This window comes from Variovorax sp. FW305-3-2-15-B-LB1 (genome assembly GCF_058787635.1).
Window position 1 is genome coordinate 54422 of record NZ_JBYSZY010000004.1, and the last position, 12324, is coordinate 66745.

A 12324-nucleotide genomic window follows, 5' to 3' on the forward strand; every position below is an offset into this window, starting at 1 on the left:
GCGCCACCGGCGTTTTCCCCTCCCCCGCACAGGCCCAGGCAGGCGCGCATGGACGATCACGACCTGCTGCGCTATTCGCGGCACATCCTCCTCGAAGAATTCGGCATCGACGGCCAGGCGCGCGTCAGTGCCGGGCGGGTGCTCGTCATCGGTGCCGGCGGGCTGGGCTCACCGGTGGCCCTGTACCTCGCGGCAGCGGGGGTCGGCCACATCGTGCTGGTCGACGACGACGAGGTCGATCTCACCAATCTCCAGCGGCAGGTCGCTCACACGCATGCGCGGGTGGGCCAGTCCAAGGTCGCATCCGCCGCGCAGGCCATGCGCGACATCAACCCCGGCATCGCCATCGAGACCCACGCCGTGCGCGCCGACGAGGCGCTGCTGTCGCGGCTCGTGGCTGAGGCCGACGTGGTGGTCGATTGCTGCGACAACTTCGCCACCCGGCAGGCCGTGAACCGCGCCTGCGTGGCGCACGCCAAGCCGCTGGTGGCGGGCGCGGCGATCCGTTTCGACGGCCAGCTGAGCGTGTACGACACGCGCGACGCCGCCTGCCCCTGCTACGCCTGCCTGTTCCCGCCCGAGGCCAGCTTCGAGGAAACGCGCTGCGCGGTGCTCGGCGTGTTCGGCCCGGTGGTCGGAACCATCGGCACGCTGCAGGCCAGCGAGGCGCTCAAGCTGCTGGCCGGCATCGGCCCGTCGCTGGCGGGCAAGCTGCTGATGTTCGACGGGCGCAGCACCGGCTTCGACACCCTGCGCGTCTCGCGCGACCCGCACTGCAGCGTCTGCGCGCAGCGGCCCCAGGCCAGCGCCTGAGCGCCCGCCTGCCCTCTTCTTTCCCCTCGTTAAGGCTGGCGAGCCCCCTTGGCCCGCGCGGCACCGCGCGCGGCGGCCCCGGCCGTGGGCCGGTTCGCCAGCGCCAGCACGCCCGTGCAGTCGGCGTTCTCGCCGGGGCCGGTCTCGATGGTCGCGGCCAGCGCCAGCAGCGGGTTGATGGCGCCCAGCGCCAGCGCCGCCAGACCGCGGCCGGCCAGCGGCCCGATCTCGACGCCGCCCTTGGGCGCGCCGAAGGTGCCGCTCACGACCAGCGGCGTGCGCAGCGACAGGAAGCTCGCGCTCTTGGGCTCCGGCCGGATCACGAAGTCCAGCGTCTCGGTCGCGAGGTTGGCCTGGCCGGTGGCGGTGAAGACGGCGTTGGTGGTGTCCAGCACCAGCGTGCGCCCGTTCATCACGCCCTTGTTCACGTCGAAGGCCAGCGCAGCGCAGCGCAGCTCGACGTCGCGGTCGCCGCGCAGCAGGAACTTGAGGATGTCGCCGCCCACCAGCGTCGCGAACACGGGCATCAGGTTGCCGAACTGGCCGCGGCCCGACAGCACCGCCATGTCGCCCGACGCGCCGCCGAGCCAGCTGGCCACCGAATTGCCGGCGCCCGACAGGTTGATGCGCCCGTCGAGCCGGCCGACACTGTTGCCCGAGTTCTCCAGCTTGGGAATCAGCCGCGCCAGCCGCAGGCCGCGCACGTCGAGCGAGGCGCGGATGTCGGCCGGCGTCTTCGTGGCGTCGATGCGGATCGCGCCCACGAGCTTGCCGTTGGCCACGCCCAGGTCCAGCGGGTCGAGCGACAGCACGCCGTCGGTCAGCCGGATCTTGACGCTGCCGCGGTCCAGCGGCACCTCGCGCACGTTGCGGATGCGCTCGGCCGTGTAGGCCACGTCGGCGTTCATGGCGTGCAGCCGCCCGAAGTCGAACGGCGTGGTCGGCAGCACCTTGCCGCCGGGCGGGCGCTTGGGCTGGGCCGAGGCGACCGGCGCCACGCCCTCCACCGCGTTGGCGGAGCGCGCCGTGGGCGGCAGGCCGATCAGCGGGCCGAGGTCGTCCATGTCCATCACGCGCGAGCGCAGCGTGCCCGACAGGCGCGGCACCTTGCCGGCCTGGTCGAAGGCCATGTCGCCGCCGATGTCCGACAGGCCCAGCCGGCCGTTGAGCCCCGCCGCCTCCCAGAGCTTGCCGCGCTTGCGCAGGCCGCCGCTCAGCGCATAGGGCGGGGTCTGCGGCAGCACGATGCCCAGCAGCGGGTACAGCGCACTCAGCGTCTGGCCCTTGATCTGGAACGTGGCGTCGATGCCGTCGAAGCCCGCGAGCTGGGCCACCGTGCCATTGGCCTTGAGCCGGGTCTGGCCGGCGGCGGCGTTGATCTCCAGCGGGAACGGCGGCGCGCCCGCGGCGTTGATCTGCAGCACGTTGCCGGTGCGCCCGTCGGCCGTGAGCGGCTGGCCCTTGTAGCGGCCCTTGATGCGGTAGTGCAGCGGCAGCTCGCCGCGGTTGCTGTCGTAGTCCAGGTCGGCGTGCACGTCGACGCCCAGGTGCTGGGCCAGGAAGTCGACGGCGCCCTTGTCGACCTGGATCAGGCCGATGGTGGGCACGGTGCCGGTGTCGGAGGTGTCCTTGCCGAAGGCCCAGGTGCGGCGCCCGTCGGGTTCCATCTGCAGGCCGACGGTGGGCGCGGTCAGCGCCAGGCTCGGAATGACCACCCGCTTGTCGATCAGCGGCCAAAGGCGGATCTCGAAGCTCGCGCGCTCGGCCTTCACCAGGTAAGGGTCGCGCGCCCAGTCGGGGTTGGCGAATTCGATGCCGTCGAAGTGGATGGTGGCGGCCTTCCAGCCCAGATCCACGTCGAGCCGGCGGGTGATCTCGAACTTGCGCCCGGTCTTCTCGCTCACGAAACGGTTGAGCGGCTCGCGCAGCGTGTCCCACGGAAAGAAGGCCACGAGGAGCGCGAACGCGGTCAGCAGGACGGCGACCAGCAGCACGAAGACCGCCAGCAGCTTCTGCCAGCGCGGCCGGGTGCGAAGGGATTGGGTTGCCATGGTCGATTCTTACCCGGATGCGCGCCCGAACCGGGTCGGCGGCGGGCCGCAGACCCCGTGCGGCTTGGCCTACGGGCGGGCGCGAGGCGGCGTGGAGACAGCCGCCTGCACATGCGTCAGAACCCGCCTACAACGCGCGGCCCTTGAACCCTGCATGATCCGCTGCGGGAAAGCCTCAATGTCCATGGGCAGGCTCTCTCCTCCGCAGGGCGCTTGGACACGAGCACCTGCCCACCTCAGAGGAAGCGCGGTTCGGCATGGATTCCAGATTGCAGACCTACGTTGTCGAAGACAACCCCACGATCCGTGAAAACCTCATCGGCACTCTGGAAGAGCTCACCTGCACCACGGTCGTGGGCTTTGCGGAAACCGAGCAGCACGCGCGCGACTGGCTGCACGACCATGCCGACGAGTGGCACCTGGCCATCGTCGATCTCTTTCTCAAGCAGGGAAGCGGCCTGGGCATCCTGCAGGCCTGCCAGTCGCGCAAGCCCGGCCAGAAGGTGGTGGTGCTCAGCAACTATGCGACGCCCGACATCCGGCGCCGCTGCGCCGAGTTCGGGGTCGACGCGGTGTTCGACAAGTCGAACGAGATCGACGCACTGGTCGATTTCTGCATCCGCCAGGCCGCCGCGCTGCGGTCCGCGCCCGGCGATGCCTAGGCGCAGCTCAATCGATGAGTTTGTTCTTCAGCGCGTAGTAGGTCAGGTCGCTGTTGGAGGACAGGTTCATCTTCTCCATCAGCCGCGTGCGGTAGGTGCTCACGGTCTTCACCGACAGCGACAGCGTCTTGGCGATGTCGCCGGCGGTCTCGCCCTTGGCCAGCTTCAGGAACACCTGGAACTCGCGCTCCGAGAGCTGCTCGTGCGGCGCGGCGTCGTCCTTGCGGTCGAGCTGGCGGGCCAGCAGTTCGGCCACAGCGGGCGTGATGTAGCGCCGGCCCAGCGAGATGGTGCGAATGGCGTTCACGATCTCGATGGGATCGCATTCCTTGTTGAGGTAGCCACTGGCGCCCTGACGGATCAGGTTCATCGCGTAGTGCTCCTCGGGGTAGCCGCTGAGGATCAGGATGCCCACGTCCGGCGCCTTGGCGCGGATCATGGCGAGTGCATCGATACCGCTTTGTCCCGGCATGGAGAGATCCATCACCAGCACGTCCAGTTCGGTGGTGCGTACCAGCTCGATGGCTTCACGGCCGCTCGCTGCCTCGCCCGCCACGCGCAGGTCCACGTGCTCGGAGAAGAACTGCCGGAGGCCCGATCGCACGATGGCGTGGTCGTCCACAATTCCAATTTTGATCATCTGTTACTTTCGTCGTTGTGCCGCAGCTTTGGAAGCCGCAGCATGCCGGTCCCTGATTGTTATCAATTATTCACGAAGTTGCATTGAATGCGACCCTAAGGGTGTCATGCACTGGTTAGCCCCCCAAAAAATGGCCGTGAGCCTGTTGCTCGCGGCGCTGGCCGCACTGGCCCTCGTGGGCATCAACGAGGCAGGATACCGGCAATCGAGCCGCGCCCTGGCGGACATCGACGAGGCGCAGCAGATCCGCGGCACGCTCAACCAGATCCTGCAGAACATGCTGGACGCCGAAACCGGCCAGCGCGGCTTCCTGCTCACGGGCGAAGCCGCCTACCGCCAGCCCTACGACATCGCGGTCAAGCAGGTGGACGGCAACCTGGCCACGCTGCGCCAGCTGTACGCCGAACGCCCGGCCGAGCGCACCCAGCTGTCCGAGCTGTCCAAGCACGTGCTGCGCAAGATCGCCGAGATGGACATGAGCGTGCGGCTGCGCCACGAGGGCAACGAGGACGCCTGGAAGTTCGTCATGACCACCGACGTCGGCCGCGAGGAGATGGAAGCCATCCGCGCCACGGCCAACGAGCTGGTGAAGACCAGCAACGCGACGCTGCAGGCCGGTCAGTTGCAGGTGATGAAGTCGCTGCAGCTGGCGCGCGTCGGCACCGGCATCGTGGCGCTCGCGGCGCTGATCGCCTTCTTCCTGTACCTGCGCCAGACGCACGCGCTGCGCTCCGTGGGCGAGCGCCAGCAGGAAGCGCTGCAACGCGAACGCAACGCGCTCGAAGACGAGGTGCGCGAGCGCACCGCCTCGCTGGCCGAGCTCGCCACCCACCTGCAGGACGTGCGCGAGACCGAGCGCGGCTACCTGGCGCGCGAGCTGCACGACGAGCTGGGCTCGCTGCTCACGGCCGCCAAGCTCGACGTGGCGCGGCTGAAGTCGCGCCTGGCCGACTCGCCCGACGCGATCCAGCGGCTGCAGCATCTGACCGAGCTGCTCAATAGCGGCATCGCGCTGAAGCGCCGCATCATCGAGGACCTGCGGCCTTCGTCGCTCTCCAACCTCGGGCTGGTCGCCTCGCTGGAAATCCTGGGGCGCGAGTTCGGAGAGCGCTCGGGCCTGGAGATCGAGATGGCGCTGGAGCCCGTGACCATGGACGAATCGCGCCAGCTCACGATCTACCGCATGGTGCAGGAGAGCCTGACCAACATCGGCAAGTACGCCGAGGCGAGCGAAGCCACCATCGTGCTGAAGAACTACGCCAACCACGTGATCGTGGAAGTCGCCGACAACGGCAAGGGCTTCGACGCGCAGCGCATGCGCCCGTCGACGCACGGCCTGGCGGGCATGCGCCACCGGGTCGAGGCGGCGCGCGGCAAGCTCACCATCACCTCGGCGCCCGGCCAGGGCACGCGGCTCACCGCGATGCTGCCGGTGGTGAAGCCGGCACCGCAGGCCGGCACGACGGCGAGCCCCGACACGCCGGCGCCGCGCAGCGCCTGACGCAGGCGCTGGCATTTCTTCACGCCCCGGGCCTGCGGCGACTCGGTCGCCTCCTACGCACCCCCGCCCCGGTCGCTGACAGGGCCGATGCGGCCCTGCCCTTAAGGTGGGTCCTGTGTCATCCGGCACCGGGCCGCGTCTTCAGCGATGCGCCCGGATGCATGGTTTCAAACCACAAAGAGGGAAGCCTCGAAGGAGTTCCGCATGCTGCACTACGCCGTGGTATTTCTGGTCATCGCACTCATCGCTGCCGTGTTCGGCTTCGGTGGCATTGCCGCCAGCGCGGTGGGGATCGCCAAGGTCCTTTTCATCATCTTTGCCGTGCTCGCCATCGCCAGCTTCCTGGCCGGCTTGCTACGACGCAAGTAGCGTAGTTACGATCCACAGGCTCCCGCATTTCATCTTCCCGGAAAGGACTCTCCCATGAACACGACCAAGACCCCTTCGCAACTCGCCGACGACGTGCGCCAGACCGCCCAGGAAGCGGCCGAAACCACCCGCGCCTACGCTCAGAACGCGGTGAATGCGGCGGGCGAAAAGGTCCGCGAACTGCGCCGCGACGCCGAGCCGGGTGTCGAGCAGTTGGCCGCACGCGTGCAGCAAGCCGTGCAGCGCGGTCTCGACGCCGCCTCGACCACCAGCGCCCGCGCGCACCGCCGCATCGAACAGGCCGCCGACGTGACCGGCCGCTACATCTCCGACCAGCCCGTGCGCTCGGTGCTGCTGGCCGCCGCTGCCGGCGCCGCCATCACGGCACTGATCGTGCTGGCCAGCCGCCGCAACCGCGACGACTACTGATCCGCTGTTGCATCGCCACTGACCGACCGACCCCGCCCGACCACCCTCGCACATGCTTCATCCGATCTTCTCGACGGTGCTCGGGCACCCGGAGCTCATTGCCGATCACATCGCCAACTACGCCGCCCTTGTCCGGCAGGAGAGTGCCGTGGCGGGACGCGGCCTGGTTGCCCGACTGGTCGCGGGCGTCCTGGCCGTGGCCACCGCCGTATTAGCACTCGGGCTGATCGGCGTGGCCGTGCTGCTCGGCGTGCTGCACGGGAGCTTCCACTGGGTGCTGGTGGCCGTGCCTGCCGTGGCAGTGGCGATCGCGGCGATCTGCATCTGGATCGCCACCCGCCCGAGTCCGAACTACGGCTTCGACGATCTGCGCGCCCAACTGGCCGCGGACCTCGACGCGCTGCATGCCGCCGGAGCCCGCCATGAGCAGCCCTGATCCCCGCCGCCCTGGCGCACCGCAGCTGACGCCGCAACAGCGGCTGGCCCTTTCTCGCCGCGCGCTCGTGCGGCAACTGAACGGCGAGCCCGACGCCCCGGCGCCCCATCGCGCCCTGGCTGCCGGCAACGCCGACGACGATCTCGAATACGCACACACCGACGCGGGTGATGCGCCGCCCGCCTCGCCGGGGCGCCGCCACAACGTCTGGAGCGCGATGGCGCGCGGCGTGGTGCAGCGCTGGTGGCGCCGCCATCCCGCGCACGCGGCCGGCCAGCTGGCCCGCCCCCTGCTCGAACACTACGCCCGCACCGAGCCCGTCAAGCTCATGGCCGCCGCGGCCGCCACGGGCTCGCTGCTGGTGCTCGTGCGGCCCTGGCGGCTGCTCTCGGCCACGGCCGTGATCGCGGCGGTGCTCAAGACCTCCGACGTGGCCGACCTGGTCAACACGCTGCTGCAGAAGCCTGGGCGGCCGCCTCGGCAAGACCCGCCCTGACCTGCACGCCTGCTGCACGCACCCAAGAAAAAGCCCGGCCGAGCCGGGCTTTTTGCTGCTTGACGCAGAAGGACCGATCAGCCCTTCACTTCGAGCTGGTTGTTCACCGACTTCACGCCTTGCACGGCCTTGGCGATCTCCTCGGCGCGCGACTTGGCGGCGGCCGTCGGTGCCGGGCCCTTGAGGCTCACGGCGCCGCCCTTGGTGTCGACATCGATCTTGATCGCGCTCAGGTCCGGGTCCTTGGCCAGGCCGGCCGAGACCGAGGCGGTGATCGCGGCATCGTCGACCGTGGCGGTGACGGCGGCAGTGGCGTCCTTGGCGGCTTCCTTCACATCGGCCGTGGCGCCGGCCATGCCGGTCTTGGCGTCGGCCGCGGCCTGTTCGGTCTTGGCCTTGGCATCGGAGGCCGCCTGCTCGGTCTTGGCGACGGCGCTGTCGAGCTTCTCACCGGCGGTCTGGTTGCCCGGCTTGTCGCAGGCGGCCAGGGTCAGCGCGGCGCCGGCGGCGAGCACGGCGAGCCAGGTGCGCGAGGTGGCAAAGGGAGCGAGGGAACGGTTCGACGTTGTCATGGGAAATCCTCCTGCGGTCGGAAATGGGTGCATGGACCGGCTTGGTCCACGCCAGTCAATCTAGTCCCCACCGCCCGCGCCCGGGTGTCGCCGCAGGCCCGAAGCGCTGTAGGACAAGCAAGCGACGGCAGGCGGCTCAGGCGCTGACGATCCAGCCTTCGAGCGGGTCCATGGACCCCGGCAATCCATAGCCCGGCCCGGGGCTGCCGGCGCGCTGGCGGGCCCAGGCGGCCTGCAGCAGGCACAGCACCGCATCGAGCTCGTCGCCCTTGGCGTCGGCGCGCAGCCCGTTGCGCTGCGCGGCCGTGAGTTGGAGGCGCAGGCCGAGCCGCGAGCGTCCGGCCTCGAGCGCGGCCAGCAGGTCGGCGCGCGCGGCCTCGCGTTCGGGCGACTGGCGCGCGAGGTCGTCGCTCTTGTAGCTGCGCCGGCCGATCAGCTCGCGGGCCAGCAGGCCGGGATAGGCCTCCAGCGCGATGCGCTCCTTGTGCGTGCCCGCGTGCAGGCCCGGCAAGGTGGCGCCGGCCGCGAGCAGGCGCGGCACGCCGGCGTGCAGCATGTAGGCGACGGGCGGGTTCACCCATTTCATCGACGGGCTCGATCCGGCCGGCGCATCGGTCGCACGGTGCGCGAACTTGCCGCCGACCGGACGCGCCGCGCAGAAGGCGGCGAAGGTGTCGCGGATCTCGGCGCGGCTCAGGCCGGCGTAGTGGGCGATCAGCGCGTCCCACGCGGCCGGCCACTGCAGGTGCTCGACCAGTTCGCGCGGCAGGCCGAAGGGAAAGTCGAATCCGCCGACCCAGGCGGGCGTGCTGCTGTCGAGCCATTGGCCCCAGGCGTCGAGCGTGGCGAAGCGGTGCAGGCCGGTCAGCGTGACGGCGTCCGAGCCGGCCATCTCACCGACGGCCACGACGATGGGCTTGCGGGCGGTCGGTGCGCTCGAGAAATCGCAGCCGAAGAGCATCGCCCGCCCTCGGTCAACCCAGTGCGAGCGCGATCACGCCGGCCGCGATGAACAGCGCGCCCAGCAGCCGCAGCATGCGGTCGCCTTCGCGCAGCAGGTGCCCGCCGATCAGCGCGGCGAACAGCATCGACACCTCGCGCGCCGGCGCGACGTGCGAGATGGGCGCCTGCTGCACCGCGTACAGCACCAGCACGTACGAGACGGGGCTGATCGCCGCCACCAGCAGCGCGTACTTCCACTGGTCGCGCCACATGCGCGCGGTGGTCGCGCGGTCCTGCAGCGCGGCGGGCAGCAGCAGCACGAGGCGCACGAAGTTGCTCATGTAGTCGAGCAGGATCGGCGACATGGCGAGGAACTTGACGGCGTAGCTGTCGGTGACCGTGTAGGCCGCGATGAAGGCGCCGGTCAGCACGCCGTAGCGCATGCCCTTGTGCACGCGCTCGCGCTGCACCGGGTCGTGCTTCTTGTGAAAGAGGCGCGGGCCGCCGGCCACCAGGAACACGCCGAGCACCACGCCGAAGATGCCGGCCACGCCGACGAGGCTGATCTTCTCGCCGAGAAACAGGATCGCCACCAGCGACGACAGCAGCGGCCCCGAGCCGCGCGCCAGCGGATAGACCACCGTGAGATCGGACTTGCGGTAGCCGCGCAGCAGCACGACGTAATAGAAGACGTGCAGCACGCCGCTCAGCACGATGAAGGCCCACTCCTTCGTGCCCCAGGTCGGCACGACGCTCCAGCCGAGCGTGATGCCCACGGGCGCCCACACCACGGCCATGAACACGCCGCTCTGGAACGCGAAGCGCGAATCGCCGTTCGCCTTCTTGGCGGCGATGTTCCAGCTGGCGTGGATGACCCCGGCCAGCAGGATCAGTGCGAAAGCGGAAAGGGGCACCCCGGTCGAACCGGGATCAGTGGCGGCCGACGATGGCCGCGGTGGCCATCAGTTCTTCGAGCAGCGCGAGCGAGACCTTGCCCGAGACCTTGTAGGGGTCGAGTTCGGGCTTCTCGGAGTACTTCAGCAGCGTCGAGGCGTTGAGCTTGGAGAGGTTGACCTGCCCCATCGTCCAGCCGCCGAAGCGGCGCTCGGAGATTTCCTCGTAGTGCAGCAACACCACGTCCTTGTGGCGCGGATCGCGCTGGATGTGGCCGTAGAGATCGCTGATGGCGTCGCGCCCGCCCTCGATGGCCTGCAAGAAGGTGCCGGCGCCGTAGCAGAGGATGCCGGTGATGCCGCAGGCCGGGTTGTGCGTGCGCGATTTCGCGAGGATCGCCTCGATGGCCTCGGGGCTGGTATCGACGGCGCGACTGGCATAGAGAAGTCGGACCAGCATGGCTCAGCTCTTTCGTGGCAGGAGGGAGAGGAATTCGCGACGCAGGCTCGGGTCTTTCAGGAACACGCCGCGCATGACGGAGTTGATCATCTTGCTGTCCATTTCCTTCACGCCGCGCCAGGCCATGCAGAAGTGCTCGGCCTCCATGACCAGCGCCAGGCCGTCGGGCTGGGTCTTTTCCTGGATCAGGTCGGCCAGCTGCACCACGGCTTCTTCCTGGATCTGCGGACGGCCCATGACCCATTCGGCCAGGCGCGCGTACTTGGACAGGCCGATCACGTTGGTGTGCTCATTGGGCATCACGCCGATCCACAGCTTGCCGATGATCGGGCAGAAGTGGTGCGAGCAGGCGCTGCGCACGGTGATCGGGCCGACGATCATCAGCTCGTTCAGGTGCTCGGCGTTGGGAAACTCGGTGAGCGGAGGCGCCGGCACATAGCGGCCGCGGAACACCTCGTTGAGGTACATCTTGGCCACGCGGCGCGCGGTGTTGTCGGTGTTGTGATCGTTCTCGACGTCGATGACCAGGCTCTCGAGCACGCCCTTCATCTTGACCTCGACCTCGTCGAGCAGCGACTCCAGCTCGCCCGGCTGGATGAACTCGGCGATGTTGTCGTTGGCGTTGAAACGCTTGCGCGCTGCATTCAGTCGCTCGCGGATCTTGACGGAGACGGGGGTGCCCTCGTCATCGTCTTTTCGATCGGGAAGCGGTTCGACGTCGGTTTTCCTCAGCATGGCGGGGATCGTACCAGTGAATGGCCCCAGGGGATTCGGGCTACAACGCCCGCCCCTTCTCGGAGCAATGCTATCAATTAGGTAGCGCGAAGTCGGCTACCAGCGGAAGGTGGTCGGACATGCGGGCCCAGATCGGGCCGCGCGGCACATTGCAGGCCAGCGGTTCGAGCTGGCGGCCGTAGACGAAATCCAGCTGCGTCACGGGCAGCCGCGAGGGGTACGTGAGCGTGCGCGGGCCGCGCAGGTCGCTGGTGTCGCGCAGGCCCATGGCGTTCATGGCGTAGCGCATGCGCGCGCCCCAGTCGTTGAAATCGCCGGCCACCACCACGGCCTCGTCGGCCGGCACCTCGCGCTCGATGAACTCGCGCAGTCGGGCCACCTGCCGCACGCGGCTGCCCTTGATGAGCCCCAGGTGCACCACGATGGCGTGCACCCGGCGCCCTTCGACGTCGATCACGGCATGCAGCAGGCCGCGCTGTTCGAAGCGGTGGTCGGAGATGTCCTGGTGGCTGGTGCGGATCACCGGCCAGCGCGTGAGCAGCGCGTTGCCGTGCTCGCCGTGGCGCGTGACGGCGTTGGTCTCGTAGACGGCCGTGTAGCCCTCGGGCGCCAAAAAGTCGGCCTGCGGCAGCTCGGGCCAGCGCGGAAAGCGGGCGGCGGCCTGCCGGTTCATCTTGCGCACTTCCTGCAGGCAGACGATGTCGGCATCGAGCTGCTCGATAGCGTGGCCCAGGTTGTGGATCTCGAGCCGACGCGCCGGCCCGATCCCCTGCACACCCTTGTGGATGTTGTAGGTCGCGACCCGGAGGTTCTGCGTTGCTGCTGCTGCGGCGGCCGGTGGGTTCATCGCGCAAATTCTGGCAGCAACAGAATGGCTTCGGCGTTCGACGGGGAAAAGCAGGCGTCCGCCGCCTCGTGGTACGGCAGCCATTGCCAGTCGGTGTGCTCGCGCGGATCGAGCCGGGGTGTCAGGCGCTCGGGCACGCACAGGCCGAACAGGTGCTCGGTGTTGTGGGTGACGCCGGGTTCGTAGCGCACGCGCCAGCCGGGGTAGATCTCGTAGACGTTGCGCAGCTGCCAGTCGACCAGTTGCGACGCCAGCGGCGTGCCTTCACTGCAATCGATGCCGGTCTCCTCGGCCACTTCGCGTGCGGCGGTGAGCGCGAGCGGCTCGTCGACTGCGTCCTTGCTTCCAGTGACCGACTGCCAGAAGTCGGACTCGGCATCCGCACGCCGGATGAGCAGCACATCGAGTGCCGGCGTGTGGATCACGACCAGCACCGACTCCGGGATCTTCCAGGGCCGGGTGCCGGTCGTCATGGCTG

16 protein-coding genes are annotated in these 12324 nt (G+C 69.2%); 7 read left to right on the plus strand and 9 right to left on the minus strand.

Annotation, left to right across the window (positions count from 1 at the left end):
- Window positions 1–48: 48 nt before the first annotated feature.
- On the plus strand, window positions 49–813 hold the full coding sequence (locus tag AC3WQR_RS03920) for a HesA/MoeB/ThiF family protein (protein WP_492741204.1): 765 nt from the start codon (window positions 49–51) through the stop codon (window positions 811–813).
- Between the two features lie 29 nt (window positions 814–842).
- Here AC3WQR_RS03920 and AC3WQR_RS03925 read toward each other — a convergent pair whose 3' ends face one another.
- The gene (locus AC3WQR_RS03925; RefSeq protein ID WP_492741205.1) at window positions 843–2864 is read right to left on the minus strand and encodes an AsmA family protein; all 2022 of its coding nucleotides are present in this window, start codon (window positions 2862–2864) and stop codon (window positions 843–845) included.
- 257 nt (window positions 2865–3121) lie between these two features.
- Here AC3WQR_RS03925 and AC3WQR_RS03930 point away from each other — a divergent pair, with 257 nt between their 5' ends.
- Window positions 3122–3526: a response regulator gene (locus AC3WQR_RS03930; protein WP_062477080.1), complete on the plus strand. Its 405-nt coding sequence runs from the start codon at window positions 3122–3124 to the stop codon at window positions 3524–3526.
- Window positions 3527–3533: 7 nt separating this feature from the next.
- Here AC3WQR_RS03930 and AC3WQR_RS03935 read toward each other — a convergent pair whose 3' ends face one another.
- Entirely contained in the window at window positions 3534–4166 is a 633-nt protein-coding gene (locus tag AC3WQR_RS03935) for a response regulator (protein WP_007837167.1), read from the minus strand.
- Between the two features lie 130 nt (window positions 4167–4296).
- On the opposite strand from AC3WQR_RS03935, the gene AC3WQR_RS03940 reads away from it, so the two are divergent.
- The 5 genes from AC3WQR_RS03940 (at window position 4297) to AC3WQR_RS03960 (ending at window position 7397) form a co-directional block, all read left to right on the plus strand.
- A complete protein-coding gene (locus tag AC3WQR_RS03940; protein WP_095949354.1) occupies window positions 4297–5667 on the plus strand; it encodes a CHASE3 domain-containing protein in 1371 nt (456 codons plus the stop codon).
- A 204-nt stretch (window positions 5668–5871) separates the two neighbouring features.
- Window positions 5872–6036: a DUF1328 domain-containing protein gene (locus tag AC3WQR_RS03945; protein WP_070063586.1), complete on the plus strand. Its 165-nt coding sequence runs from the start codon at window positions 5872–5874 to the stop codon at window positions 6034–6036.
- A 54-nt stretch (window positions 6037–6090) separates the two neighbouring features.
- Window positions 6091–6465, plus strand: coding sequence for a hypothetical protein (locus tag AC3WQR_RS03950; RefSeq protein ID WP_062477074.1), 375 nt, complete (start codon window positions 6091–6093; stop codon window positions 6463–6465).
- 52 nt (window positions 6466–6517) lie between these two features.
- On the plus strand, window positions 6518–6901 hold the full coding sequence (locus AC3WQR_RS03955; protein ID WP_492741206.1) for a hypothetical protein: 384 nt from the start codon (window positions 6518–6520) through the stop codon (window positions 6899–6901).
- Entirely contained in the window at window positions 6888–7397 is a 510-nt protein-coding gene (locus tag AC3WQR_RS03960; protein WP_492741207.1) for a hypothetical protein, read from the plus strand. The genes AC3WQR_RS03955 and AC3WQR_RS03960 overlap by 14 nt, the downstream gene beginning before the upstream one ends.
- 77 nt (window positions 7398–7474) lie before the next feature.
- Here the strand turns inward: AC3WQR_RS03960 and AC3WQR_RS03965 are convergent, their stop codons facing one another.
- From AC3WQR_RS03965 to nudB, 7 genes are all read right to left on the minus strand, one after another.
- Window positions 7475–7969, minus strand: a complete 495-nt coding sequence (locus AC3WQR_RS03965) for a BON domain-containing protein (protein WP_062477068.1) — start codon at window positions 7967–7969, stop codon at window positions 7475–7477.
- Between the two features lie 136 nt (window positions 7970–8105).
- The gene (locus tag AC3WQR_RS03970; protein WP_492741208.1) at window positions 8106–8930 is read right to left on the minus strand and encodes a DUF429 domain-containing protein; all 825 of its coding nucleotides are present in this window, start codon (window positions 8928–8930) and stop codon (window positions 8106–8108) included.
- A 13-nt stretch (window positions 8931–8943) separates the two neighbouring features.
- On the minus strand, window positions 8944–9825 hold the full coding sequence (locus AC3WQR_RS03975; protein ID WP_390346141.1) for an EamA family transporter: 882 nt from the start codon (window positions 9823–9825) through the stop codon (window positions 8944–8946).
- Window positions 9826–9841: 16 nt separating this feature from the next.
- Entirely contained in the window at window positions 9842–10264 is a 423-nt protein-coding gene (locus AC3WQR_RS03980; protein ID WP_062477059.1) for a BLUF domain-containing protein, read from the minus strand.
- Between the two features lie 3 nt (window positions 10265–10267).
- Window positions 10268–10999 (minus strand): GTP cyclohydrolase I, encoded by a 732-nt coding sequence (folE, locus tag AC3WQR_RS03985; RefSeq protein ID WP_062477056.1) that lies wholly within the window; start codon window positions 10997–10999, stop codon window positions 10268–10270.
- 73 nt (window positions 11000–11072) lie between these two features.
- Complete coding sequence (locus AC3WQR_RS03990) at window positions 11073–11846, minus strand: endonuclease/exonuclease/phosphatase family protein (RefSeq protein WP_095949358.1); 774 nt, start codon at window positions 11844–11846, stop codon at window positions 11073–11075.
- A complete protein-coding gene (nudB, locus tag AC3WQR_RS03995) occupies window positions 11843–12319 on the minus strand; it encodes a dihydroneopterin triphosphate diphosphatase (protein WP_492741209.1) in 477 nt (158 codons plus the stop codon). Before nudB ends, AC3WQR_RS03990 begins: the two co-directional genes overlap by 4 nt.
- Window positions 12320–12324 lie beyond the last annotated feature (5 nt).

Excerpts from the sequence above, each read along its gene's own strand:
- AC3WQR_RS03920 (WP_492741204.1), top strand. The coding sequence starts at position 49 with ATGGACGATCACGACCTGCTGCGCTATTCGCGGCACATCCTCCTCGAA.
- AC3WQR_RS03925 (WP_492741205.1), bottom strand. The coding sequence starts at position 2,864 with ATGGCAACCCAATCCCTTCGCACCCGGCCGCGCTGGCAGAAGCTGCTG.
- AC3WQR_RS03930 (WP_062477080.1), top strand. The coding sequence starts at position 3,122 with ATGGATTCCAGATTGCAGACCTACGTTGTCGAAGACAACCCCACGATC.
- AC3WQR_RS03935 (WP_007837167.1), bottom strand. The coding sequence starts at position 4,166 with ATGATCAAAATTGGAATTGTGGACGACCACGCCATCGTGCGATCGGGC.
- AC3WQR_RS03940 (WP_095949354.1), top strand. The coding sequence starts at position 4,297 with ATGGCCGTGAGCCTGTTGCTCGCGGCGCTGGCCGCACTGGCCCTCGTG.
- AC3WQR_RS03945 (WP_070063586.1), top strand. The coding sequence starts at position 5,872 with ATGCTGCACTACGCCGTGGTATTTCTGGTCATCGCACTCATCGCTGCC.
- AC3WQR_RS03950 (WP_062477074.1), top strand. The coding sequence starts at position 6,091 with ATGAACACGACCAAGACCCCTTCGCAACTCGCCGACGACGTGCGCCAG.
- AC3WQR_RS03955 (WP_492741206.1), top strand. The coding sequence starts at position 6,518 with ATGCTTCATCCGATCTTCTCGACGGTGCTCGGGCACCCGGAGCTCATT.
- AC3WQR_RS03960 (WP_492741207.1), top strand. The coding sequence starts at position 6,888 with ATGAGCAGCCCTGATCCCCGCCGCCCTGGCGCACCGCAGCTGACGCCG.
- AC3WQR_RS03965 (WP_062477068.1), bottom strand. The coding sequence starts at position 7,969 with ATGACAACGTCGAACCGTTCCCTCGCTCCCTTTGCCACCTCGCGCACC.
- AC3WQR_RS03970 (WP_492741208.1), bottom strand. The coding sequence starts at position 8,930 with ATGCTCTTCGGCTGCGATTTCTCGAGCGCACCGACCGCCCGCAAGCCC.
- AC3WQR_RS03980 (WP_062477059.1), bottom strand. The coding sequence starts at position 10,264 with ATGCTGGTCCGACTTCTCTATGCCAGTCGCGCCGTCGATACCAGCCCC.
- folE (WP_062477056.1), bottom strand. The coding sequence starts at position 10,999 with ATGCTGAGGAAAACCGACGTCGAACCGCTTCCCGATCGAAAAGACGAT.
- AC3WQR_RS03990 (WP_095949358.1), bottom strand. The coding sequence starts at position 11,846 with ATGAACCCACCGGCCGCCGCAGCAGCAGCAACGCAGAACCTCCGGGTC.
- nudB (WP_492741209.1), bottom strand. The coding sequence starts at position 12,319 with ATGACGACCGGCACCCGGCCCTGGAAGATCCCGGAGTCGGTGCTGGTC.